This window comes from Amycolatopsis sp. cg13 (assembly GCF_041346965.1).
Taxonomy (GTDB): Bacteria; Actinomycetota; Actinomycetes; order Mycobacteriales; family Pseudonocardiaceae; genus Amycolatopsis.
Genome location: NZ_CP166848.1, coordinates 9,065,508 through 9,089,260 on the forward strand (window position 1 = coordinate 9,065,508; position 23,753 = coordinate 9,089,260).

Sequence of the window (23,753 nt, forward strand, 5' to 3'; positions counted from 1 at the left end):
GGAGGACGAAGTGGCACGCGAGAAACGGCAACGCCCGGCACTGGCCGAGACCGGAGCCCCGCCGGACGACGTGGTCTCGCTGCGCTCGGTGCGCAAGACCTACGGTTCCGGCGCGGGCGAGGTGACCGCGCTGCGCGACCTGACTGTCCAGTTCGGGCGAGGGTCGTTCACCGCGGTGATGGGCCCGTCCGGCGCGGGCAAGAGCACCTTCCTGCACTGCGCGGCCGGGTTGGACCGGCCGACCAGCGGAACGGTGCTGCTCGGCGGCACGGACCTGGCCGGGCTGGACGAGACCGCGCTGACCGTGCTCCGCCGCGAGCGGGTCGGGTTCGTGTTCCAGGCCTACAACCTGCTGACGTCGCTGACCGTCGCGGACAACATCTCGCTCCCGATGCGGATGGCCGGGCTGACTCCCGACCGGGCCTGGCTGGAGGAGGTCGTGTGGTGGGTCGGGCTCGCTGACCGGCTGGACCGGCGTCCGGCGCAGCTGTCCGGCGGCCAGCAGCAGCGGGTGGCGATCGCCCGCGCGCTCGCGCCGCGGCCCGAGGTGGTGTTCGCCGACGAGCCGACCGGCGCGCTCGACACCAGGACCGGCCGTCAGGTGCTCGAACTGCTGCGGAAGCTCGTGGACGAGACCGGCCAGACGGTGATCATGGTGACGCACGATCCGGTCGCTGCGTCCTACGCGCACCGCGTGGTCTTCCTCGCCGACGGTGCGCTTGCCGACGAGATGACCGAACCCGCCCCGGACCGCGTGGCGGAGCGGATGACCACGCTCGGGGAGTGGTGAGCGGTGTTCGAACTCGCGGTCAAAACGCTGCGCGGACGTGCTTCCGGTTTCGCGGGTGCGTTCGTCGCTCTTCTCGGCGCGGCCATGCTGGTCACCGCGTTCGGCATTCTCTTGCAGTCCGGGGCGGAAGCCGGGGTGGCGCCGCAGCGGTATGCCGGGGCGCCGGTGGTCGTCGGCGGTGCGAAATCGTTTGAGGTGCAGGAAAACGGCAAGACCAAGTCCAAGACGCTCAAGGAACCGGCTCCGCTGACGCGCGAAACGGTGCGGAAGATCGCCGGGACCGACGGCGTCGCCTCGGTGGTGCCGGACCTGAGTTTTCCCGCGGTGCTGGGCGATACGACTGCCACCGGACATCCGTGGTCGAGCGCCCGGCTGGGTCCGTTCGATCTCATCGACGGCCGCGAACCGCAACGGCCGGGCGAGGTCGTGCTGGACGCCGGACTGGCCAAGGAGCCCGGAGCTGTCGCCCGGATCCAGACGACCAAAGCCGCCGCCGACTATCGCGTCGTAGGCGTGGCGAAACTGTCCGGTGTGGACGGAGACCTCCGCACTCCCGGTGTGTTTTTCGCTGATGAGGAAGCGGAAAGCTTGGCCGGACGCGGCGATCGAGTGGACGCCGTCGGGGTGTTTCCCCGGCCTGGCGTCGATCCCGACGAGCTGGCCGACCGGCTGACCTCGCAGCTGGGTTCCGCCGCGGAGGTGACCACGGGAGACGACCGGAGCCGGATCGAGAACCCCGACGTCGCCTCGGCGCGCAGCACGCTGCAGGAGATCGCGGGTTCGCTCGGCGGCACCGTGCTGCTGATCGCGATTCTGGTCGTAGCAAGCACTCTCGCGTTGAGCGTCCACCAGCGCCGCCGCGAATTGGCCGTGCTGCGCGCGATCGCGGCGACTCCGCGCCAGATTTGGAAAATGCTCGCCGCGGAAGCGCTGGTGCTGTCGGTCGTGGCATCGGCGATCGGGTGCCTGCCAGGGATTCTCGCCGCGCAACTGCTGCGCGGTGCGCTTGTCCTGATCGGCGTCGTGCCGAGCGATTTCTCTTTCTCCGTCGGTATTCTGCCGATGCTCGTCGCAGTGCTGGCCGGGATGGCGACGGCGCAAATCGCGACGTTCGCAGTGGCATGGAAAGCCTCGTCGGTGCGACCGGTCGAGGCCTTGAGCGACGCCGCAGCCGAGCAACCGGGAATCAGCGGCGGCCGTCGGACGCTCGGTGTGCTGTTGTTGCTGCTCGGCTTGGCCGCGTCGCTGCTCCCGGTGTTTTTCTCCGGCGTCTTCGCGGTGATGGGCGCGGGCAGCGGCGGGTTGATCATGATCGTTGCGGTCCTGCTGCTGGCTCCGCCGGTGGCGGCGTTCGCGACGCGGTTGCTGGCCAAGCCGATCACCCGGCGGTTCAAGGAATACGGCTACCTGGCCGCCGCCAATACGCGAGCGAACGCGCGTCGGCTGGCCGCCGGGATCGGACCGCTCGTGCTCGCGATCGGGTTCGCCTGCGTGCAGTTGTTCATCCCCGCCACCCTCGGTGCCGCGGCTGCCGACCAGGCCGACGAAGGGATCACCGCGCAGTACACGCTCACCGGCTCGGAGGGCGGCCTGCCTGCCGACGCCGTCCGGGATGCCGCCGCATTGCCCGGCGTGGAGGCCGCGACCGGCGTGACGCGCGTGCAGGTGTTCGCCTCGACGAAGGTGCTCGATTCGCCGGAAATCTTTGAGTTTCCCGCGCAAGGCATCACCGTCGACAACGCTTCCCGCACGATGGACCTTGGTGTCTCGTCCGGAAACCTCGCCGACCTGGCGCCGGGAAAGGTCGCCCTGAGTGCCAACGCGGCGAGCACCCTGGGCGGCAAAGTCGGCGAGCAAATCAAACTGACCCTCCCGGACGGCTTCGCCGCGACCCCGGCCGTCGTCGCGATCTATCAGCGAGGAATGGGATTCGGCGACGTCACCCTGGCGCACGAGGACGTGTTCGCACACAGCTCCCGGCAGTTGGACCAGCAGATCCTCGTCCGGGCCCGCCCAGAGGCAAATCTGGCGAGCCTGTCCGGGAAATATCCGGGATTGACCGTGTCCGAGAAGGCGGGCCTGTCCGAAGAACAACGCGACGCGGCGACTGCTTCCGTGCTGAGCAGCGCGTTGCCGCTCGTGCTGGTCTTCGCGTACATCGCGCTGGCGGTGGCGAACACGCTGGTGATGACCACGCTGGCCCGGACGCGCGAGTTCGCCCTGCTGCGGCTGGTCGGGATGACGCGGGACCAGGTGCTGAAGGTGCTGCGGATCGAGGCCTTGACGGTGGTGCTGATCGCGGTGGCGGTGGGCTCGGCGGTCCCGCTGATCCCCTTGGCCACGGTGAGCTTCGGCCTCACCGGGTCGCCGGTTCCGAGCATTCCGCCGTTGCTGTACCTGGGGATCGTCGCCGCGACCGCGCTGGTGGGCGCCGCGTCGGTGCTGGTGCCCGCGAAGTTCGCGCTGCGCGCCCGGCCGGTGGACGCGATCGGCATGCGCGAGTAGCCGGTGTGAGTCACCCGACCGCGGCGAGTTCCCCCGGTTCCTCCGCGGCGGTCTGCCGGGCGTAGCGGCGCGCCATCGCCGCGCACACGATCAGCTGAATCTGGTGGAACAGCATCAGCGGCAGCACGATCAGCCCGACCTCGGCGTGCCCGAACAGCACCGTCGCCATCGGGAGGCCGCTCGCGAGGCTCTTCTTCGAACCGCAGAACATGATCGTGATCCGGTCGGCGCGGTCGAATCCGAGCAGCCTCGCGCCGCCGCTTGTCGCGCCGAGCACGGCCGCCAGCAGGACGCAGCAGACCGCGACGAGCGCGAGCAGCGGGCCGACGTCCAGCTGGTGCCAGATGCCCTCGGTCATGCCCTCGCTGAACGCGGTGTACACCACCAGCAGGATCGAACCGCGGTCGACGATCTTCAGCGGCGCGGAATGCCGCTGCACCCAGCCGCCGATCCAGCGGCGCGCGAGCTGCCCGGCGACGAACGGCACCAGCAGCTGCAGCACGATGTCCAGCACCGCCGAACCGCTCACGCCCGGTCCGTCGGTGGCCAGCAGCAGCGCGACGAGCAGCGGCGTCAGCACGATGCCGAGCAGGTTGGACAGCGACGCGCTGCAGATCGCCGCCGCGACGTTGCCCTTCGCGATCGAGGTGAACGCGATCGACGACTGCACGGTCGACGGCAGCAGGCAGAGGAACAGCACGCCGGTGTACAGCGGCGACGTCAGCAGCCCGGGGGAGAGGAACGACGCGGCGAGCCCCAGCAGCGGGAAAAGCACGAAAGTGGCGCAGAGCACCGTGACGTGCAACCGCCAGTGCCGCATCCCCTCGACCGCTTCCTGACTGGAAAGCCTTGCGCCGTAAAGGAAGAACAGCATCCCGACCGCGATCTTCGTCGCGACGCCGAACCCGGTGGCGACCGCGCCGGACGCCGGCAGCAGCGAGGCGATGCCTACGGTGACGAGGATCAGGGCGATGAAGGGGTCGATCCGCAGCTTGGCGAGCAAAGCCGAGACGGGGCGGGCGAACGAAGCGAGCACGGTGGATCTCCTTTCCCGGCCATTCTCTCGTCGCCGTCGGTCATTCGGAACCCCGATGACCGTACTGACTGCCATTGCGAAAGCCGATAAGATGTGACGCATGCTGGATCCGCGGTTGTGCCGTTCTTTCCTTGCTGTGGCGGAAACCCGCAGCTTCACCGCGGCGGCGAGGCGCTTGGGTGTGGGGCAGCCCACAATCAGCCAGCACATCCGGCGGCTCGAGTCCGAAGCCGGCGGTTTGCTGTTCGCCCGGGACACGCACGCGGTCGACCTGACCGCGCGCGGCCAGGCGATGCTCGGATTCGCGCAGACCATTGTGGACACCGAGGACCGCGCGGCCCGGCATTTCCGCGGCGCACAGGTGCGCGGCCGGGTCCGGTTCGGCGTGTCCGAGGACTTCGCGCTCGGCGAGCTGCCGGAAATCCTGCGGCGGCTGCGGGAAAGCCATCCGCTGGTGGACGTGGAACTGCACGTGGAACTGTCCGATGTGCTCGCCCGCCGCATCGCCGACGGCCGCCTCGACCTGGTGCTCGGCAAACGCCGCCCGGGCGCGCCCGGCCCCGGACGGCTGCTGCGCCGGGAACCGCTGGTGTGGATCGGCTCGGCGGCGACGGACCTCACACCCGGCCAGCCGGTGCCGCTGGTGCAGTACCCGATGCCGTCGGTCACCCGTCAGCTGGCGGTGGAAACGCTGGAACGCGCGGGCCTGGAATGGCGGGCCGCCTGCCTGACGTCCAGCCTGACCGGCCTGCGCGCGGCGGCGGCCGCCGGGCTGGGGATCACGGTGCACGCGCGGAGCCTGGTGCCGTCCGATCTGGTCGAATTGCCTGCCGAACTCGGCCTTCCGGACCCGGGCGACGTCGATTTCATCCTGCTGTCGCGCGACGGCAGCGAGGGCCCGGCGGCGGCGTTGGCGGAGTTCGTGGTGGCGCGGATCGGGTCAGCGACGCCGTCGTTCGAGAGCTGAGCGAAGCCGCAACAACGCCCGGTGCTGCGCCACCCGAACCGCCCCCGGCGTCGAGCTGACCGCTTCCGCCGCTTCCTCCGCAGAGAGCCCGACGACGACCCGCAGCAGCACAATCTCCCGCTGTCTCTCCGGCAACAACTGCAGCAACCGAGCCAGCTGCCGATTCAACTCAGTCCGCAACGCCCGCTCCTCCGGCCCGTCAGCAAGATCAACCGCCTCCGGCAGCTCCGCCATCGGGTCCGTCCGATTGCGCGCGTGCGCCCGATGCGCGTCAGCCACCTTGTGCTGCGCGATCCCGTAAACGAAAGCGAGAAACGGCCGCCCCTGATGCCGATAACCCGGCAGCGCGGTCAGCAACGCCAGGCAGACTTCCTGCGCCACATCGTCTGCCGAGGAATATGCATCGGCTCCGCCTAATCGAGCCCGGCAGTAGCGCACGATCAGCGGCTGCACCGAGGCGAGCAGGTCTTGCGCCGCATCCGGATCGCCCTCTACCGCGGCGCGCACCGGGCCGTCGAAGCCGAAGCGGCCGGCTGGGACTCGCGGTGCGGCCAAGGCGGACGCCTCGGTTTTCACCCGGGTCAGCGCTTCCTCGACGTCGAGCGCCGAGCGCAACGCGCCGACCAGTGCGGCATCGGCTTCGCGCAGTGCGGTCATCAGGGCCTCCTCGCGCCCGGCCAGGCCGAGCCGGTGTTTCAGGCGTTCCCGGGCGTGCCGCAGGTTCGAGCGGACTGTGGTGCCCGCCATGCCGAGCGCCGACGCGATCGCGGCGGGCGAGAACCCGTCGAGCGACCACGTCAGCACCGTGCGCTGGGTTTCCGGCAGCGTCGAGAGCAGTTCGACCCCGCGTGCGTTCTTCTCCACGACCGCGGCCAGCCGGTCGCCCGGCGGCTCCGCGGACGGGGCGCCGCCGTCGAACCACGTCTGCTCGGCGGCCAGCCGGGCGGCGGTGAGCCGCACCGCCACGCGCGGGTCGCCCGGCGGCGGCCACGTCCCGGTTTCCTGGACGAACGCCTCCACCGCCACCTCGCGCGCGGTGCCCGGCCCGAGCCCGCCCGCGCACAGGAACGCCACGAGGCGAGGGAAATCGCCCCGGAAAAAGCCGTCGAACCCCGCCACGCGCACCCCCTCCCGAACCCGGCCCCTGTCGAACAGGTGCGGTGGCGCGCCCGTGGGATGTAACGATCCGGTCACGGAAATGTGGTTAAGGCCGGGACTGACGGGTACCTGACTCGGACGGGCGCTTCGCCCGCGACGGCGGCGGAAGGGGGAAATGGCGCGCGGAAAAGGAAAACCCGGACTCTTCGGCCCCGGCAGGCGGCGCACGAGGGGGCCGTAGCACGCCCGGCGGCAACCGCGTCCGCGATGTGAGCTGAATCGAAATTTCCCGCGCGGACGGTGATCGGTGGTAACTTGGAAAGCCGGTCGTCCGCCGGGTCCTTCGCGGCCCGGGGCGGTTCGGCCGAAAAGCCCACCGAACACCCTCCGAAGGCATGGCGTGCCCGTGCGCGCGGAGAAGTCGGTTGACCACGGTTCGACAATGAGGACAGGAGGTGAAAAGCAACAATGGAACTCACGGCCACCAGCTGGCTCGCCCGCGCGGCGTGCCAGGACGAGGACCCGGAACTGTTCTTCCCGATTTCCGACATGGGTCCGGGGGCGCAGCAGGTCGCGAAGGCCAAGGCGGTCTGCGCGCGATGCCCGGTCCGCGCGGAATGCCTTTCCTATGCTCTCGACAACGGTCTCGGCAACGGGATCTTCGGGGGAACCACCGAGCTGGAGCGCCGGAAGCTGGTGCGAACCGGCTCCGCCGCCGCACGGCATCGAGTCGCCTGACCGCGAGCCGGTGACCACTTCCCGGCGGCGAGGGCGCTAGCAGTTTCCCCCACCACGACCGGCAAAAGCCCGGAACTCGGTGGTTGCGCCCGGGCGGCGATCGCACACCAGCGATCGCCGCCCGGGCGTTTTTCATTGCTGATCCGACCGGTTGCGGCCGCCGCCGATCCGCGCGGGGCGACCGGTTTCCGCCGTGGCGGCAGCCGGATCGGCAATCATCGGCGCCTTATTCTTCGAACGTTTCGGCGAGTCCGTACGGCGCCAATGCCGCCGTTTCGAACGCGGCCATCGCCGTGACCAGTCCGTTTCGCACGGTGAGCACGCAGACGCCGAAAGCGCGATAAACCGATTCGCCGGGCCGCCGCAGATATCCGGCGACGGCGGGCTGCCGGTTCGCCCGCACCGGCACCATCCGGAAACTGCCCCGGTAGTACGGCGACCGCGGATCGAAACTCGGCCCGAGTGCGCCGAGAATCCGATCGCGACTGTCGAACCACAACGAGTACGGCGGCATCACCGCACGCGCGTCCTCGCTCAGCACCGCGGCCACGGCCTGCACGTCTGCCGATTCGTACGCGGCGATGAACTTCCGCAGCAGTGCCGTTTCCTCGGCGGTCGTGCTGTCCGGAGCGGACCATTCGGCGCGCCGGGCGGGCAGTTTGGTGCGCAAGGTCTCCCTGCCCCGCTGCAGTGCACTGTTCGCCGAGGCCACCGAAGTGTCCAGCAGTTCGGCAGTGTCCTTTGCGGACCAATCGAGCACGTCGCGCAGGATCAGCGCGGCACGCTGCCGCGGCGGGAGCAACTGGATCGTGGCGAGGAACGCCAGTTCGATGGTCTCCCGTTCGACGACCGCGGCGCCGGTGTCGTCCGGCGCCGCGGGTCGAGCAGCAGGTCGGGAAACGGGCCGAGCCACGGCACGTCGAGCGCGGAGATCTCGCCCGCCGGGTCGGCCGCCGGACCAAGTTCGTCCGGCAGCGCGCGGCGCGGCCGCCGGGCGAGCGCGTCGAGGCAGACGTTCGTGGCGATCCGGTACAGCCACGTCCGCACGCTCGCCCGGCCGGCGAAGCCGCTGCGGCCTTTCCAGGCCCGGAGAAACGCCTCCTGGGTGAGGTCTTCGGCCTCCTCGAACGAACCGCTCATCCGGTAGCAGTGCACGCGGATCTCGCGCCGGTGCCGCATCAGCAGAGCGCCGAACTCCTCGTCGCTGGTCACCCAGCAGACGGTAGCTCAGGCCGCCTCGTCCGCCAGCCGTTCCAGGCCGCTCTTCGTCTTGAGCGGCAAGTGCTTCAGGAACGCGACCGCCACCACCACGAGCAGCGCGATCGGCGCGCTGATCAAGAAGAGATCGCTGGTCGCCACTCCGTAAGCCTCGCGGATTACCGCCACGACCGGGGCGGGCAGCTGCGCCAGATCAGGCACCTTCCCGCCGCCGGACCCGGCGGACGCGGCCGGCCCGAGCCCGTCGGCGATGAGCGTGCCGACCCGGCTGGCCAGCACCGCGCCGAGCGCGCTCACGCCGATCGACCCGCCGAGGCTGCGGAAGAACGACAGCGTCGAGGTCGCCGCGCCCAGATCGGCGGCGGGGACGTCGTTCTGTGTGACCAGCACCAGGTTCTGGTTGAGCATGCCCACGCCGACGCCGAGCACCAGCATGAACAGGCTCAGCTCCAGCAGCGAGGTGTGCGCGTCGATCAGCCCGAGCAGGCCGAGCCCCGCCGCCATCAGCACCGCGCCGAGCAGCAGGAACGGCTTCCACTTGCCGGTGCGGCTGATCAGCTGGCCGGACACGGTGGACGACACCAGCAGCCCGAAGATCATCGGCAGGCTCATCAGCCCGGCCACCGTCGGCGATTTGCCGAGCGCCAGCTGGAAATACTGGGACAGGAACACGGTGCCGCCGAACATCGCGACGCCGACCAGGAAGCTCGCGACAGTGGCGAGAGTGACCGTGCGGTTGCGGAACAGCGCCAGCGGCACGACCGGCTCGCGCACCTTCGACTCCACCCACACGGCGAGCACCAGCACGAGCACGCCGACCGGCACGAGCACCGCGGTCTGCCAGGAACCCCACTCGAAAGTCGAACCGGCCAGCGACGACCACACCAGCAGCGTCGAGACGCCGAGCATGATCAGGAACGCGCCGAGGTAGTCGACGTGCACCTCACGGCGCAGCGTCGGCAGGTCCAAAGTGCGCTGCAGCAACAGGATCGCCGCGATCGCGAACGGAACGCCGAGGAAGAAGCACCAGCGCCAGCCGAGCCAGGAGGTGTCCACGAGCACCCCGCCGATCAGCGGGCCCGCGACCGTGCCGACGGCGAAGACCGCGCCGAAGACGCCGGAGAACTTGCCCAGCTCGCGCGGCGAAACGATGGCCGCCATGATCACCTGCGCGAGCGCGGTGAGCCCGCCGCCGCCGATGCCCTGGGCGATCCGGCTGAGGATCAGGATGTCGATGTTCTGCGCGAACCCGGCCACCAGCGAGCCGACCACGAACAGCCCGAGCGAGAGCTGGATCAGCAGTTTCTTGTTGTACAGGTCGGAAAGCTTGCCCCAGAGCGGGACGGTCGCGGTCATCGCGAGCAGTTCGGTGGTGACGACCCAGGTGTAGGACGACTGGCTGCCGCCCAGTTCGGACACGATCCGCGGCAGGGCGTTCGCGACCACAGTGGACGCGAGGATGGCGACGAAAATGCCCATCATCAGGCCGGACATCGCCTGCAGCACTTGCCGGTGGCTCATCGCCGGGGAAGCGGCGGGCGGTTCCGCGGTGGACAGGGACATGACAGTCCTTTCCGGACTCAGGTGGGAAGGGTAGTTCGAGCAGCGCGGGGTCCCGCGATCGAGGATCTCGGCGGTACGGCTCAGCGAGGGTCGGGCAGGCCGGCGGCAGCGGTGGCGGCGGCCTCGTCGAAGATTTCGAGCAGCGGCTGGGCCCCGTTCCGGGCGGCCCAGCGGCTGAGCGAGGTGTTGAGCACTCCGCCCGCCACCGCGAGCAGCAGCGACGGGAACAGGTCCTTCTCCGCGTCGGTGCCGCTGCGCCGGGCGATCGCGGCGATCATCGGATCGCGCGAGCCGGAGTTGAGCACGGTCGCCCGGATGAGCAGCGACGGATCGCCGTGGATGATGCGCAACCGGGTGAGCCATTCGTCACGGTCCCGCTCGATGTCCGCGAGGTCCTCCCGGACGGTCGCGATGAACGCCGGAAAGGCGTCGATCCCGTCCGGCTGCGCGACGAACCGGGCGATCGTCCGCTCGGCCCGCTCCGCGTGGTCGGCGTACGCGAGGAGGACGGCGTCTTCTTTGACCGCGAAGTAGTTGAAGAACGTGCGCGCGGACACGCCCGCTTCGGCGGCGATGTCGTCGACGGTGACCTGGTCCAGACCATGTTCGTCGATCAGCCGGAGCGCCGCGAGCGCGATGGTGCGGTGGGTTTCGAGCTTCTTGCGCTCGCGAAGACCGGGAGTGGACACCGGATCAGCGTAGCGAGATCTTGCAGAGTCTGCAAAGTTGCAGTTTGTGAACCAGGGCACCCCGTGCTGGCGAATCGGGACACCTCGTGTCGTCAGCGGAGCGGGCTGGCAGACTCACCCACCGTGAGCGGAACGGTGCTGGTACTAGGCGGACGCAGCGAAATCGGGACGGCGGCGGCCGTCCGGCTGGCGCGTGGGGGTGCGAAGCGGTTCGTGCTCGCCGCGAGGCCGGGCGCGGACCTCGCGGCGCAGACCGCCGAACTGCGCGGAGCGGGCGCGGAGACCGTCGCGACTGAGGACTTCGACGCCGACGATCTCTCCGCACACCGCCCGCTGCTCGATCGCGTCATCAAGGAACACGGCCCGCTCGAGACGGTCGTGCTGGCTTTCGGCATCCTCGGCGATCAAGCCCGCGCGGAAACCGACGCCGCGCACGCCACCGCGATTGTGCACACCGATTACGTCGCCCAGGTGTCCGTGCTCACTCACACGGCGGAACTGTTGCGTACTCAGGGTTCCGGAAACCTGGTCGTCTTCTCGTCGGTCGCCGGGATTCGAGTGCGACGGGCGAATTACGTGTACGGATCGGCGAAAGCAGGACTCGACGGGTTCGCCTCGGGCCTCTCGGACGCACTGCACGGCACCGGCGTGCACCTGCTGCTCGTTCGGCCGGGCTTCGTGATCGGCCGGATGACGGAAGGAATGTCGCCCGCGCCGTTCTCCAGTACCGCCGATCAGGTTGCCGACGCGACAGTTTCCGCGTTGCGCCGACGGCGGGAAGTGGTGTGGGTGCCGGGGGTGTTGCGCTTGGTGTTCGCGGCGATGCGGTTCGTGCCGCGCGCGATGTGGCGGCGGATGCCGCGCTGAACTCCCTGTGCCCGAAGGGATACCGGCTGTCGCCGCACACTCGGCCGAACGGGCAGCATCACATCTTCGCGACAGGTTTCTCAGGCTATTCCCAGCTAACGCGGTGATCCTCGAACGCGGGGGTCGAAATCCGTCCCCGGGGAAGCGAGGAACCGGCCGTGCTGATCACGTCCCGGGGCCGCCGGATCGGCGGCCGGGCAGTGCTGGGGGTGGTGTCCACCCTGGTGCTGGGCGCCACCGGATTCGCGTGGTCGCAATTGCACCGGCTCGACACCAGCCTCGTCACCGCGGACGTCATCCCGCCCTCGGCGCAGGTTCCGGACACTCCGGCCGGGGAACCGCTCACCGTCGCGCAGAACATCTTGTTGGTAGGTCTCGATTCCCGTACCAAACCGGACGGGACGCCGCTGCCGCAGAACGTCCTCGACGCGTTGCACGCGGGCAGCGGGGACGACGGCGGCAACACCACGGACACGATGATCGTGGTGCACGTCCCGGTCGGCGGGGCGGCGGCCACCGCGATCTCGATCCCGCGTGATTCCTATGTGGACATTCCGGGTTACGGCAAGCACAAGATCAATTCGGCGTACAGTCGTGCCCGGGCCGATCAGCGGGGAAAGCTCGCGCAGCAAGGAATGAGCGGTCCTCAGCTTGAGGTAGCGGCCGACGCGGCCGGTGCGAAGTCGGCCATCGCCGCGGTGCAAAAGCTCACCGGGCTCACCATCAATCACTACGCCGCAGTCAATCTCTCCGGGTTCGCCGCTCTGAGCCAAGCGGTCGGCGGAGTGCAGGTGTGCCTGAAGGCACCGGTGAACGATTCCTTCTCCGGAGCGAATTTCCCCGCTGGAGTGCAGACGATCTCCGGTACGCAGGCGCTCGCCTTCGTGCGGCAGCGGCACGGCCTCCCGAACGGCGACCTGGACCGGATCGCGCGGCAGCAGGCGTTCATGTCCGCGATGGCGAAGACCGTCCTCGGCTCCGGCACTTTCACCGATCCCGCGCGGCTTTCGTCCCTTGTGGACGCTTTGGAAGGTTCGGTGACGCTTGACCACGGCTGGAACCTGCTGAGCTTCGCCGATCAACTGCACGGTCTCAGCTCGGGCGCGATCGCGTTCGGCACGATTCCGGTGCAGAGCCTGTCGCTGGCCACTCCGGCCGACGGGGACGCGGTGAAGGTGGATCCGGCGCAGGTGAAGCAGTTCGTGCAAACCCAGATCAGCTCGCCGGACGTCTCGGCCTCCGGAGGGACAGCCGACCCGGGCACTGTCCGTCCCTCGTCGAGCGGCGGCGCGGTGCGGCCGATCGCGGAGACCACGACGCCGACGCCTCCGGCGGGCACTCCCGCGCAGCCGAAGATGACGACCGCCAGCGGGTGCGTGAACTAGGCCAGCGGCAGCGTGATGGTGAACGCGGCCCCGCCTTCGGGGGCCGGTCCAGCGGTCAGGGTGCCGCCCATTCTCGTCACCAGCCCGTGCGCCAGCGCCAGACCGATGCCGGATCCGACCGGGCGGCTGTCGCGGTACCGGGCGTTGAGGACGCCGCGTTCGAAAGCCACCGGGTAGTCCTCCGGCGCGAGCCCCGGGCCGCCGTCTCGGACCGACAGGTGCGCGTGGCCGTCCGCGACCGTCAGCGCGAACACCATCGGCGCACCGGCGGGGGTGACGCGCAACGCGTTCTCCGCCAGGCCGTCCACGACCTGGTGCAGCCGCCGGGCGTCGGCGGTGACCATGGCGGCGTCAGGGGGAGACTGCACGGTCAGCGGGACGTCCGACCGGGCGCAGCGCAGCTGCCACACCTCCGCGCAGTCGCGAACCAGCGCGGCGAAATCGAAAACGTCCAGGTCGAGCTGGAATTCGTCGGCCCCGAGGCGGGCGAGTTCAAGCAGGTCGGACACGAGCCGTTCCAGGCGTTGCGCTTCGTGGTGGATCGTCTCGCCGGCGCGGCGGGCGTCCGGGCCTTCGGCGACTCCGTCGGCGATCGCCTCGGCGAAACCGGTCACTGCGGTCAGCGGGGTGCGAAGTTCGTGCGACACCGACAGCAGGAATTCCCGTTGGCGGGCTTCGCTTCGGGCCAGCGCGTCGGCGAGTTCGTTCAGCGAGCCCGCGACTTGCGCGACTTCGGCCGGACCCTCGACCGGCACCCGGACGTCGCGTCGACCGGCGCTGAGACTGCCCGCGGCGGCTGCGGCGCGGCGGAGGGGGCGGCCGAGCAGGCGTCCTGAGACATATCCGGCGATGGCGGCGACGAGAAGCCCAATGCCCAGGGCTAAGAGGATGTTGCGCAGCAAGGCATGTTGGGTCGCCTCGGCGCTGCGCACCGGCTGCACGAGCGCGAACGCGGCTTGCGGGCCGACCGGGCGCACTTCCACGAGGTAATCGACATTGCCGATCGCGACCCGCGTCGAATGGTCCTTTCCGGACGTCAGCCCGGCCCGTTCCGCCGCGCGCACCGCGGTCGCCTGGCCGGAATTCTGGCCGCTGACCCGGTGCACGACGACCTCGATGCCTTGCCCCCGCACGACCGCGGCCGCCTTGCCGATCGCGAGCCGGTTGCCGATGCCGGTGTCGTCGAGCTGCCCGGCGATGACGTCCGCCTGATCCCGCAACGACTGCTGCAGCACCGAATCCGCGGTATTGCGCACCAATCTGGACGCGACGAGCCCGGCCACGAGCACCGCGATCCCGGCGACGGCCAGGCACACCACGGTGATCCGGAGCGCGAGCGTGGTTTTCATCCGGCGTCCGCCGCGTACCCGATGCCCCGGACTGTCCGGATTGGACTGTCGTCGCCGAGTTTCGCTCGCAGCTGCGCGACATGCACGTCGACGGTGCGGGTCCCGGCAGCAGCGGCATAACCCCAGACCGCGCTGAGCAGCTGATCGCGCGACAGGACTTGACCGGGATGCCGCAGCAGATGAGCGAGCAGATCGAATTCGGTGGAGGTGAGCGTGATCTCGGCCTCGCCCGCCCACGCGCGGCGGCCGGGCACGTCGATGCGCACGCCGCCGCAAGCGAGTGTCGTGGATGGACTCCCGGACGCTCGGCGCAGCACAGTCCGTACGCGAGCGGCGAGTTCACGAGGGCTGAACGGCTTGGTGAGATAGTCGTCCGCGCCGATTTCCAGCCCTAGCAACCGATCCAGCTCGTCGTCGCGGGCGGTCACGAACAGCACCGGCGTCCAGTCGCCCGCCGCGCGCAGTGCCCGGCAGATCTCGATACCGTCCATTCCGGACAGTCCGATGTCGAGCACCACGGCGACCGGCCGCAACCGGCGGATCGCCGCGAGCGCCTTCGCGCCGTCCGGCTCGACCTCCACCCCGAACCCGTCGCGCCGCAGGTACAGCGCGGCGAGCTCGGCGATCGCGGTCTCGTCCTCCACGACGAGGACGAGACCGCGGCCAGCTGACCCCATGCGGGCTCCCGTTCCTCCGGCCGGCTACGTCGGGGGAAACGGTACGCGGGTCACCGCGACCCGTCGCCCGCCATGTCGGACTGGATCGAGTCCAGTGTGGACTGGATGCCGCTCAGATCGCCGTTCGGCGCCGCCCCCGACGACGGCGTCGAACCGTTGTCGCACGCCGCGCAGCCGAGCCCGACGACGACAGCCGCGGCAGCGATCGCGATCAGCCGCTTCACTTGGGCGCCTGGCAATGCGCGGCGGTGAACGCGTCGAGCTGCTTCGTCGCGTCCGCCAGCTCGCCGATCCGGCTCTGCCGCTTGTCCGCGCGCTTCTGCAACCGGTCGGCCTGCGCGGTGTGCCCCTTCGTACGGGCGTCGTTCGCGCGCGCCTTGAGATTCGCGACCGACCCGGAGACCTCGGGTCCGCCGTTGATCCGGTTGGTCAGGTTCTGGGCCTGTTTGCGCAGTTTCGGCACCCAGGCCGTGCACATCTGCTGCACCTCCTGCGGGCTCAGCGTGACCGGAGCCGGCGCCGGAGCCTGCGTGTCCGCGCTGGCGATCGGCGCGGCCACGAGCAGCCCGGCCGCGATCCCGCAGCCCGCCAGTGCCAGCCGCCTCGTTCCTCGCATCGTTCTCGTCCTCCCGTGTCGGTGTTCCCGATGACCACCGTCGCGCGCGGGTGTACGAGGGGTGTGGGCCGAATGTTCGGGTTCGGTAAAGCCTGCTGACCCGGCGGAGTGTTACTCTCTTGCGGAGAGTGAGGAGGCCGCCGTGCTGGGAAATCCGTACGACCGCGACTGCCCGACGCGCCAGCTGCTCGACCGGATCGGCGACCAGTGGACGGTGCTGATCGTCGGCGCCCTGACCGACGGCCCGCTGCGGTTCACCGAGATCGGCAAGCGTGTCGAGGGAATCTCGCAGAAGGTCCTGACGCAGACCCTGCGCAGCCTGGTCCGCGACGGCATCCTGATCCGCACGGCGTACCCGGTGATCCCGCCGAAGGTCGAGTACGAACTGACCCAGCTGGGCCGCAACCTCGCCGAACCGCTGGAACTGCTGGACCGCTGGGCCCGCCGCAACATGGACCAGGTGACTGCTGCCCGGGCGGCTTACGACGCTGCCGCCGCTACTGCCTCGTGAGTGGCGATGCCGGTTCTAACCGGCATCGCCACTCACGAGGGCTGCCGCATATGAGCACCCCGGATCAAGGGCGGAGCCAGCGGTCGAACCAGGCGCGGGTGCGGCGCAGGACGTCGAGCTGGTGGTTGCGTTCCCGGATCGAGTGCCCCTCTCTGGGGTAGATCACGAACTCGTGCTCGGCGCCGAAATGGCGCAGTGCCCGGTGGAAGTACCCGGCTTGGCCGAGCGGGACGTTGGTGTCCTCGGCCCCGTGCAGGATGAGCACCGGGGTCCGGACGCGGCTGGCGAAGGAGACCGGGCTGACCGCGTCGTGCGGATGTGGGCCGATCCCCTCCCATCCGATGCTGCCGCCGAGCGCGGCCTCGAACTGTCCGTTCTCCCCGGTCGCGGCGAGCATTCCCCAGTCGGTGACACCGGCGAGAACCAGCGCGGCGCGGAACCGGTCGGTCTGCCCGATCGCCCAGGCGGCGATGAAACCGCCGTGGCTCCCGCCGGCGATGCCCAGCCGATCGGGGTCGGCGACGCCCTCGGCGATGAGCGAGTCGATGCCGCCCACGATGTCGGTCCATTCCTCCTGGCCGACCCTGCCCGCGACGCTGGCCGCGAACTGGTGGCCGCGGCCTTGGCCGCCGCGCGGGTTGGGCAGGAACACCGCGTAGCCAGCGGCGGCCAGCCATTGCGCGCTGGGGAACCAGAACAGCTGCAGGCGATCGGCGTATCGGTCGTAGGGGCCGCCGTGCGCGATCGTCACGAGCGGGAACGGGCCGTCCGAGGCGGATTTCCCGGCCGGCAGCACGAGCAGGCCGTCCAGATCGAGGCCGTCGACGGCACGGTAGGCCAGCGGTCGCTGGGCGCCGAACGTGATGCCGTCCAGTTCGGGACGGGTGTCGGTGACCTTCCGCAGCGGTCCGGTCGGCGGTCCGACGTGGACGTTCGCGGGCTGGTAACGGGTGCCGGTCAACGCCGCGATCGTGGTGCCGCCGGGGGCGGCGGTGAGGGCGTCGAGGCGGCCGGGATGCTGCGACAAGGTCGTGGGGCCGGCGGGGTCGAGCCGGGCCAGGGTCGTGTTCAGGCCGTCGGCGAACACTATGAGCGGGGCGGCGTCGGTCTCGCACAGTTCGGTGGGGCACCTCGGAAGGCCGGTGGTCCGATTGCGGCGGACGCGGCTGTCCATGGCCAGGTCGAACACCGCGGTGCCGGCCTGCAGAACCGGCGGGGTGAGGGCGACGTAACCGAGGTGCCAGCCGTCCTCGCCGTGCCACCAGGTCAGGGAGTGCGCCTCGGCCTCGACCGGTCCGAGGTCTTCCGCGGTCCCCGTGATGGGGTCGAACAGGTGCAGCCGCCCGGTGCGAGGGCCGTAGTCGTGGTCGCTGCTGGCCTGGGTGAGCACGGCGAGCGGGCCGCCGTCGGGGCGTTGCCGCAGTTCCACGACGTGCCGGTCGCCGAACACCTCCGGGGTGGCGACCTGACCGGTGCGCAGGTCGAGCAGACGCAACCGGGCCCGCGGTTCGCGCTCGCCGACGACAATGGCGTCGTCGCGGTCCCGTGCGCGACGCGCGTCCTGCTCGGTGGGCTCGTCCTCGGCAAGCAGAGCGACCACGTCGGGGTCGGCGAGCGGCAGGTGGTCGAGGATGCCCGCGCGCCAGTCGGTCACCGCGGCCGCGGTGCCGTCGGCGAGCCGGTGCACCTGTGCGGTGCCGCGGTCGGCTCGGTCGGACAGGAAAAACAGCGTGCCCGAGACCGGAGACCAGCGTGGTCGAGACTCCGTCGCGGTGTCGGCGGTTGCCCGGCGCGCCGCGGCGTCGGCGAGGTCGACGAGCCAGAGTTCGGTGTCAAGGTGGTCACCGGTCCGGCTGACGGGAGCGAGGACGTAGCAGAGCAGTTGCCCGTTCGGGGCAAGGGTCGGGGTTTGCGGGGCGCGACCATCAACGACGAGTTCGGCGGTCAGACCTGTCATTCGCTCAGTCTGCCCATCTCCACAGCGCAGCACACTGGCCGGAAGCAGTCACGCCTCCCGGAGCACGTTCGTCAACGTATGCGCCTCCTTGAGCAGCAACGCCCCCAGCTCCGCCCGCCGCTCTTCCCGGAACCGCGACTCCACCCCGGTCAACGTCAACGCCCACGCAGGCTCCCCGCTCGGCGTGAAGACCGCCGCCGCCATTCCCCAGCTGCCCTCCACCACCAGCCCGGGATTGGTCGAGTACCCGTCCTCCCGCGTCCGCGCGACCCGGGCGCGCACGTCCTCCGCCCGGTGCGCCGGGCCCCATTCGGTCGTGAGATCCACAGTGGACAGATACTCCTCGACCTCCCGGTCCGGCAGCATCGACAGCACCACCAGCCCCGCCGACACCACGCCCAGCGGGAACCGCGCGCCCTCGTACAGCACGAACGAGCGGATCGGGAAGTCGCCGTCCTCTCGCAGCAGGCAGACCGTCTCGTTGCCGCGGCGCGCGGAGAAGAACGCGCTTTCCCCGGTCGCCGCGGCCAGCCGGTGGACGCTCGCGCGCGCCTGCTGCGTCACGTCGTAGCGCGGGGCGGCGGCTTCGCCCAGCAGGTACAGCTCCGGGCCTAGGTACCAGCGGCCGCTCTGCCGGTCGCGGTCGACGTAGCCCTCGGCGGCCAGCGACGCGAGCAGCCGGTGCACGGTCGGGCGGGCCAGGCCGCACTGGCGCGCCAGCTGAGAGGTCGACGCTCCGTCGCGGTAGGTGGACAATGCGCGCAGGACCGCGGACACCCGTCCGACTACGTGGTCAGGAGGCGAGGAGGGCACGGGTTCGAGGGTACGTCCGCTCAGTGGACGCATCGGGCGCGGGTGTTCGGTGCGCGAGAGGTTTGCCGGGGATCCCGGCGTGTCGGTTGACCCGTTTCCCCTGCGCTGGGTTGTATGCGAGGACTGACCACTCACCGAACGAAGTGGAGAGGATGCCGTGCCGACGAAGTACCGCAGCGCCGCGGAGGCCCTCGACGGGCTGCTCGAGGACGGGCTGACTATCGCGGTCGGGGGCTTCGGCCTCACCGGGAACCCGAACGACCTCATCGAGGCGGTCCGGGACTCGGGCGTGCGCGATCTGACGATCGTCTCGAACAACATGGGAGTCGACGGGGCCGGGCTCGGCATTCTGCTCGAGAACCAGCAGGTGCGGCGGGTGATCGCGTCGTACGTGGGCGAGAACAAGCTGTTCGCGCAGCAGTATCTCGACGGGACCGTCGAGGTCGAGTTCACCCCGCAGGGAACGCTCGCCGAGCGGATGCGCGCCGGCGGCGCGGGAATCCCGGCGTTCTACACCAAGTCCGGGGTCGGCACGCCGATCGCCGAGGGCAAGCCGCACGCCGAGTTCGACGGGGTCACCTACGTGCAGGAGCGCGGGATCGTCGCCGATCTTTCGCTGGTGCACGCGTACGTCGCGGACCCGGCCGGGAACCTGATCTACCGGTACGCCTCGCGCAACTTCAACCCGCTCGTCGCGACGTGCGGGAAGGTGACGATCGCCGAGGCCGAGCAGGTGTCGGACGAGTACCTCGATCCGGAGCGGATCACCACGCCGGGGATTTACGTGCAGCGGCTGATCCAGGCGACTGCGCGGGAGAAGCAGATCGAGAAGCGGACTGTGCGCGTGCGTGAGGAGGCGTCGGCGTGAGCTGGAATCGGGACGACATGGCCACGATCGGGGCTCGCGAGCTGCGGGACGGCGATTACGTGAATCTCGGGATCGGGATTCCCACGCAGGTGGCCAATCATATTCCGGACGGTGTGCAGGTCACGCTGCACAGCGAGAACGGGATTCTCGGATTGGGGCCGTTTCCCTGGGAAGGGGAAGAGGATCCTGATCTGGTGAACGCTGGCAAGCAGACTGTCACATTGCAGCCCGGGGCCAGTTTGTTCGATTCCGCCGAATCGTTCGCGATGATTCGCGGCGGGCATATCGACCTGGCGTTGCTCGGGGCGTTGCAGGTCGGGGCCAATGGGGATTTGGCCAACTGGACTGTGCCTGGTGCGTTGGTGAAGGGGATGGGCGGGGCGATGGATCTCGTCGCCGGGGCTCGTCGGGTGGTGATCATTACGGATCACACTGCCAAGGACGGGACGCCTAAGATTGTCGAGAAGTGCACGCTGCCGTTGACTGGGGCTGGAGTGGTGAATCGGATCATCACTAACTTGGCTGTGCTGGATGTTACTGAGGACGGGTTGAAACTGGTGGAGTTGGCGCCTGGGGTTTCTCTCGAAGAAGTGCGGGAGAAGACTGGGGCGCCGATCGCTGAATAGCTGCGTGGGGGCACCCCGAAGCTGATTGTGACTACGGCGCGGGGGTGCTTGTCAAGGCGGGAAAGATGCCTTGACAAGCACCCCCGCGCCGTGTTTTTGGCTTCGTATCGGGGTGCGGGGGGTGTGGGTGCCTCGATGGTTGGCCGCGTCAGCTGCGGTTCGGGCGGGGCCAGTGCTGCGCTTGCGAGAAAGCCGTGAGGGGAACCCTGAGGGAATCAGATTCCCTCAGGGTTCCCCTCACGGCTTTTGGTTACTTGGCGGGGAGGATGCGGCCCCGGACTTCGCCGAAGCCCAGCGTCGCGCCGCTGCTCGTGGTTGCGGCACCGGTGATGGCGACCTCGTCACCGTCCTGCAGGAAGGTGCGGGATTCGCCGTTGACGGTCAGCGGGTCCCGGCCGCCCCACGAAAGTTCCAGGAACGAGCCCCGTTCGGCCGGTTCCGCACCGGAGATGGTGCCCGAGCCGTAGAGGTCGCCGGTGCGGGCGGAGGCGCCGTTGACGGTCAGGTGGGCCAGCATCTGCGCGGGGGACCAGTACATCTCGCGGTACGGCGGGCGGGCGACCTCCTGGCCGTTCCACTGCACCGTCAGGGTGATGTCCAGGCCCCACGGCGACGATTCCCGCAGGTAGGGCAGGGGTTCCGGCGACGTCTGGCCGGGCAGTGGGACCCGGGCCTCGGCCAGCGCCAGGATCGGGACCACCCACGGCGAGATCGACGTGGCGAAGCTCTTGCCCAGGTTCGGGCCGAGCGGGACGTACTCCCAGGCCTGGATGTCGCGGGCCGACCAGTCGTTCAGCAGGACCGCGCCGAAGACGTGGCGAGGGAAGTCGTCGGGCGAGATCGGAGTGTTGGCGGGGGTGCCCGCGCCGACGATGAAGCCCAGTTCTGCCTCGATGTCCAGGCGGGTGCTCGGGCCGAAGACCGGACCGTCCTCGCCCTTGCGCTGGCCGCTCGGGCGGACCACGTCGGTGCCGGACACGTAGACCGTCCCGGATCGGCCGTGGTAGCCGACCGGGAGGTGTTTCCAGTTGGGCAGCAAGGGTTCCGCGTCCGGACGGAACAGGCGGCCGACGTTCGACGCGTGGTGTTCCGACGCGTAGAAGTCCACGTAATCGGCGACATCGATCGGCAGGTGCAGGGTGACGTCGCCGATCGCGTGCACGGCTTCGGCGGGCACCTCGCCGGTGACCAGCGTCTGCAGGCGCGTGCGGACCTCGACCCAGCGGTCGTAGCCCTGCGCCATGAAGGCGTTCAGCGTCGGCTCGGCGAAGACCGCGTCGCCAAGGGCGATCGACAGGTCCAGCACGTGCTCGCCCACGCGCACGCCCACTCGGGGACTGCCGTCGCCTGCCGAGAAAACGCCGTACGGCAGGTTTTCGACGCCGAAAGGGGAGCCGGCGGGGATGTCGAGCACGGTCATGCGGTGGCTCCGATCAGGCCTAGATCTGTCAGTTCGGTGAGCGGGTCGGTGATGCTGCAGGTGCCGAACGAGGTGAACTGCGCGCGGGCCGCGGCCAGGCGTTCCGGGGCCAGTGCGCGGATGCGGTCGGCGACCGCAGCACCGTCGCGTTCCGCAAGCAGCGCGACGACTTCCTCGTCCTCGGCGCCCCGGTCGACCGCCTCAGCGGCAAGAAGCAGGTTGAGGAACCCGTGTTGCTCGAAACCGGTCGTCGGATCGGTGTTGCGGATCGCGTGGTGCAGGCCCGCGGTTGCCTTGAACGGGACACCCGCCTCGGCGGTCGCGCGGATCGCGGCGGCCAGCTCGGCCTCGTCCGGGTAGTACTCGGCCGAGGTGCCGCCGGTGCGGAACTTCGCTTTGTGCGGGGTGCCGGAAAGCGCCTGCAGCAACGGGACTCGGCGGTCGTCGCGCGGGATCTCCACGGCGACCGGAACCGGGCAACCGTCCACTGCGGACAGAAACTCGGCGACGCTCATTCCTTGCGGCACCGCGATTTCCAGCGATTCGACCGACACCGGCAAGCCGTCGACGGCCTTGAGCACGCCGGCGATCCCGCCCGGCCCGGCGGGCAGCGTCACGGTGAGCGGCAGGGTCGTCGAGCGGCCTGCGACGACTTCGGCCAGCTCCGCCAAACCGGACGCGGCGACCACCAGCGGGCCGACCATCGCGGCGTACCCGGAAGCGGTGTGCCGGTCATGCGCGGCGACGGCGTCCGGCAGCGGTGCCAGGCCGGGCGGGAACACCGCCGCGTCGTCCAGCAGGCCGCGGGTCAGTGCGTCGGTCACGACTGCGGTCCCCGTCCTGCCCAGGTCCAGGCGTAGCCGGGGTCGTCGCTCGCGTGGCCGCCCTCGCCGATTTCCAGCGGGCGGAACGTGTCGACCATGACGGCCAGTTCGTCGAAGAACTCCGCGCCGATCGAGCGTTCCACGGCGCCCGGCTGCGGGCCGTGGCTGTGCCCGCCGGGGTGCAGGCTGATCGAGCCCTGGCCGATGCCGGAACCCTTGCGCGCCTCGTAGTTCCCGCCGCAGTAGAACATCACCTCGTCGGAGTCCACATTGGAATGGTAGTAGGGCACCGGGATCGACAGCGGGTGGTAATCGACCTTGCGCGGGACGAAGTTGCAGATGACGAAGTTGTTGCCCTCGAACACCTGGTGCACGGGCGGCGGCTGGTGCACGCGGCCGGTGATGGGCTCGAAGTCCGAGATGTTGAACGTGTACGGGTAGAGACAGCCGTCCCAGCCGACCACGTCGAACGGGTGCGTCGGGTACACGTAGCGCGTGCCGACGACGCCGCGCGAGCCGCGGTGCTTCACCAGCACCTCGACGTCGGTGCCCTCGGCGAGCAGCGGTTCGGCCGGGCCGTGCAGGTCGCGCTCGCAGTACGGCGCGTGCTCCAGCAACTGGCCGTAGCGTGACAGGTAACGCTTCGGCGGCGCGATGTGCGAGTTCGCCTCGATCACGTAGGCACGCAACGGTTCCGGGCCCTTCGGCACCCAGCGGTGCGTGGTGGCGCGGGGGAGGAGCACATAGTCGCCAGCGCGGGCGGGCAGTGCGCCGAACACCGTCTCGACGACCGCTTCACCGGACTCGACGTAAACGCATTCGTCGCCGATCGCGTTGCGGTACAACGGAGAAGCCTCGCCGGCGGCGACGTAGGAGATGCGCACGTCGCCGTTGCCGAGCACGAGCCGGCGGTTGTTCACGACGTCCGCGCTCTTCCATTCCTGGCCCGGGAACAGCGTGTGCAGCTTGAGGTGCAACGGCTTGAGCGGCCGGTTCTCGGTGAGCGTCTGGTCCGGCAGTTCCCATGGCGTCGCGTCGACGATCGCGGACGGGATGCCGCGGTGGTAGAGCAGCGACGAGTCCGACGAGAAGCCCTCCTCGCCCATCAGTTCCTCGGAATAGAGCCCGCCTTCGGGCGTGCGGTGCTGGGTGTGCCGCTTAGGCGGGATGCTGCCCGCGCTGCGGTAGTAGGCCATGGGTCGCCTCCTCGGCGCGAAGTAATCAAAGTATGTACTA

24 protein-coding genes and 1 pseudogene are annotated in these 23,753 nt (G+C 69.8%); 9 read left to right on the forward strand and 16 right to left on the reverse strand.

Features of this window, described 5'->3' with window-relative positions; all coding sequences use genetic code 11:
• Positions 1-10 precede the first annotated feature (10 nt).
• A complete protein-coding gene (locus AB5I40_RS42435) occupies positions 11-790 on the forward strand; it encodes an ABC transporter ATP-binding protein (RefSeq protein ID WP_370935835.1) in 780 nt (259 codons plus the stop codon).
• Positions 791-793: 3 nt separating this feature from the next.
• Entirely contained in the window at positions 794-3,295 is a 2,502-nt protein-coding gene (locus tag AB5I40_RS42440; protein ID WP_370935836.1) for an ABC transporter permease, read from the forward strand.
• 10 nt (positions 3,296-3,305) lie between these two features.
• On the opposite strand, the gene AB5I40_RS42445 is transcribed toward AB5I40_RS42440, so the two are convergent.
• Positions 3,306-4,331: a bile acid:sodium symporter family protein gene (locus AB5I40_RS42445; RefSeq protein WP_370935837.1), complete on the reverse strand. Its 1,026-nt coding sequence runs from the start codon at positions 4,329-4,331 to the stop codon at positions 3,306-3,308.
• Positions 4,332-4,431: 100 nt separating this feature from the next.
• On the opposite strand from AB5I40_RS42445, the gene AB5I40_RS42450 reads away from it, so the two are divergent.
• Complete coding sequence (locus AB5I40_RS42450; protein ID WP_370935838.1) at positions 4,432-5,298, forward strand: LysR substrate-binding domain-containing protein; 867 nt, start codon at positions 4,432-4,434, stop codon at positions 5,296-5,298.
• Here the strand turns inward: AB5I40_RS42450 and shbA are convergent.
• Entirely contained in the window at positions 5,272-5,955 is a 684-nt protein-coding gene (gene shbA / locus AB5I40_RS42455) for an RNA polymerase sigma factor ShbA (protein WP_370940712.1), read from the reverse strand. The genes AB5I40_RS42450 and shbA overlap by 27 nt on opposite strands.
• Positions 5,956-6,006: 51 nt before the next feature.
• Positions 6,007-6,780 (reverse strand): annotated as a pseudogene (locus AB5I40_RS42460) (RNA polymerase sigma factor); the annotation flags it as partial.
• Positions 6,781-6,864: 84 nt separating this feature from the next.
• On the opposite strand from AB5I40_RS42460, the gene AB5I40_RS42465 reads away from it, so the two are divergent.
• Positions 6,865-7,134 carry a WhiB family transcriptional regulator gene (locus tag AB5I40_RS42465; protein WP_037812602.1) on the forward strand — a complete coding sequence of 90 codons (270 nt, stop codon included), beginning with the start codon at positions 6,865-6,867 and terminating at the stop codon, positions 7,132-7,134.
• A gap of 226 nt (positions 7,135-7,360) precedes the next feature.
• On the opposite strand, the gene AB5I40_RS42470 is transcribed toward AB5I40_RS42465, so the two are convergent.
• The 4 genes from AB5I40_RS42470 to AB5I40_RS42485 form a co-directional block, all read right to left on the reverse strand.
• On the reverse strand, positions 7,361-7,936 hold the full coding sequence (locus AB5I40_RS42470; protein WP_370935839.1) for a sigma factor-like helix-turn-helix DNA-binding protein: 576 nt from the start codon (positions 7,934-7,936) through the stop codon (positions 7,361-7,363).
• The gene (locus AB5I40_RS42475) at positions 7,906-8,346 is read right to left on the reverse strand and encodes a sigma-70 family RNA polymerase sigma factor (protein ID WP_370935840.1); all 441 of its coding nucleotides are present in this window, start codon (positions 8,344-8,346) and stop codon (positions 7,906-7,908) included. Before AB5I40_RS42475 ends, AB5I40_RS42470 begins: the two co-directional genes overlap by 31 nt.
• Before the next feature lie 15 nt (positions 8,347-8,361).
• A complete protein-coding gene (locus AB5I40_RS42480) occupies positions 8,362-9,915 on the reverse strand; it encodes an MDR family MFS transporter (RefSeq protein WP_370935841.1) in 1,554 nt (517 codons plus the stop codon).
• Positions 9,916-9,995: 80 nt separating this feature from the next.
• On the reverse strand, positions 9,996-10,604 hold the full coding sequence (locus AB5I40_RS42485) for a TetR/AcrR family transcriptional regulator (RefSeq protein WP_370935842.1): 609 nt from the start codon (positions 10,602-10,604) through the stop codon (positions 9,996-9,998).
• Positions 10,605-10,727: 123 nt separating this feature from the next.
• Here AB5I40_RS42485 and AB5I40_RS42490 point away from each other — a divergent pair, with 123 nt between their 5' ends.
• Both AB5I40_RS42490 and AB5I40_RS42495 read left to right on the forward strand, forming a co-directional pair.
• The gene (locus AB5I40_RS42490; protein WP_370935843.1) at positions 10,728-11,471 is read left to right on the forward strand and encodes an SDR family NAD(P)-dependent oxidoreductase; all 744 of its coding nucleotides are present in this window, start codon (positions 10,728-10,730) and stop codon (positions 11,469-11,471) included.
• A 158-nt stretch (positions 11,472-11,629) separates the two neighbouring features.
• Entirely contained in the window at positions 11,630-12,856 is a 1,227-nt protein-coding gene (locus AB5I40_RS42495; protein ID WP_370935844.1) for an LCP family protein, read from the forward strand.
• On the opposite strand, the gene AB5I40_RS42500 is transcribed toward AB5I40_RS42495, so the two are convergent.
• From AB5I40_RS42500 to AB5I40_RS42515, 4 genes are read right to left on the reverse strand one after another with little or no spacing between them, the layout of a single operon-like run.
• Entirely contained in the window at positions 12,853-14,205 is a 1,353-nt protein-coding gene (locus tag AB5I40_RS42500; RefSeq protein ID WP_370935845.1) for a sensor histidine kinase, read from the reverse strand. The genes AB5I40_RS42495 and AB5I40_RS42500 overlap by 4 nt on opposite strands.
• On the reverse strand, positions 14,202-14,882 hold the full coding sequence (locus AB5I40_RS42505; protein WP_370935846.1) for a winged helix-turn-helix domain-containing protein: 681 nt from the start codon (positions 14,880-14,882) through the stop codon (positions 14,202-14,204). Before AB5I40_RS42505 ends, AB5I40_RS42500 begins: the two co-directional genes overlap by 4 nt.
• Before the next feature lie 50 nt (positions 14,883-14,932).
• Positions 14,933-15,106, reverse strand: a complete 174-nt coding sequence (locus AB5I40_RS42510) for a hypothetical protein (RefSeq protein ID WP_370935847.1) — start codon at positions 15,104-15,106, stop codon at positions 14,933-14,935.
• Positions 15,103-15,498: a hypothetical protein gene (locus tag AB5I40_RS42515; protein WP_370935848.1), complete on the reverse strand. Its 396-nt coding sequence runs from the start codon at positions 15,496-15,498 to the stop codon at positions 15,103-15,105. Before AB5I40_RS42515 ends, AB5I40_RS42510 begins: the two co-directional genes overlap by 4 nt.
• A 142-nt stretch (positions 15,499-15,640) precedes the next feature.
• Between AB5I40_RS42515 and AB5I40_RS42520 the strand changes: the two genes are divergently transcribed.
• Entirely contained in the window at positions 15,641-16,009 is a 369-nt protein-coding gene (locus AB5I40_RS42520; protein WP_370935849.1) for a winged helix-turn-helix transcriptional regulator, read from the forward strand.
• A 64-nt stretch (positions 16,010-16,073) separates the two neighbouring features.
• Here the strand turns inward: AB5I40_RS42520 and AB5I40_RS42525 are convergent, their stop codons facing one another.
• A complete protein-coding gene (locus tag AB5I40_RS42525) occupies positions 16,074-17,966 on the reverse strand; it encodes an alpha/beta hydrolase family protein (protein ID WP_370935850.1) in 1,893 nt (630 codons plus the stop codon).
• 48 nt (positions 17,967-18,014) lie between these two features.
• The gene (locus AB5I40_RS42530) at positions 18,015-18,779 is read right to left on the reverse strand and encodes an IclR family transcriptional regulator (protein WP_370935851.1); all 765 of its coding nucleotides are present in this window, start codon (positions 18,777-18,779) and stop codon (positions 18,015-18,017) included.
• A 157-nt stretch (positions 18,780-18,936) separates the two neighbouring features.
• On the opposite strand from AB5I40_RS42530, the gene AB5I40_RS42535 reads away from it, so the two are divergent.
• Both AB5I40_RS42535 and AB5I40_RS42540 read left to right on the forward strand, forming a co-directional pair.
• The gene (locus AB5I40_RS42535) at positions 18,937-19,647 is read left to right on the forward strand and encodes a CoA transferase subunit A (protein WP_370935852.1); all 711 of its coding nucleotides are present in this window, start codon (positions 18,937-18,939) and stop codon (positions 19,645-19,647) included.
• A complete protein-coding gene (locus AB5I40_RS42540) occupies positions 19,644-20,273 on the forward strand; it encodes a CoA transferase subunit B (protein ID WP_370935853.1) in 630 nt (209 codons plus the stop codon). The genes AB5I40_RS42535 and AB5I40_RS42540 overlap by 4 nt, the downstream gene beginning before the upstream one ends.
• Before the next feature lie 250 nt (positions 20,274-20,523).
• On the opposite strand, the gene fahA is transcribed toward AB5I40_RS42540, so the two are convergent.
• The 3 genes from fahA to AB5I40_RS42555 are packed head-to-tail and all read right to left on the reverse strand — an operon-like array spanning position 20,524 to position 23,713.
• Positions 20,524-21,693 (reverse strand): fumarylacetoacetase, encoded by a 1,170-nt coding sequence (gene fahA / locus AB5I40_RS42545; RefSeq protein ID WP_370935854.1) that lies wholly within the window; start codon positions 21,691-21,693, stop codon positions 20,524-20,526.
• Positions 21,690-22,547: a hypothetical protein gene (locus AB5I40_RS42550; protein ID WP_370940713.1), complete on the reverse strand. Its 858-nt coding sequence runs from the start codon at positions 22,545-22,547 to the stop codon at positions 21,690-21,692. The genes fahA and AB5I40_RS42550 overlap by 4 nt, the downstream gene beginning before the upstream one ends.
• Positions 22,514-23,713 carry a homogentisate 1,2-dioxygenase gene (locus AB5I40_RS42555; protein ID WP_370935855.1) on the reverse strand — a complete coding sequence of 400 codons (1,200 nt, stop codon included), beginning with the start codon at positions 23,711-23,713 and terminating at the stop codon, positions 22,514-22,516. The genes AB5I40_RS42550 and AB5I40_RS42555 overlap by 34 nt, the downstream gene beginning before the upstream one ends.
• Between the last annotated feature and the right edge of the window lie 40 nt (positions 23,714-23,753).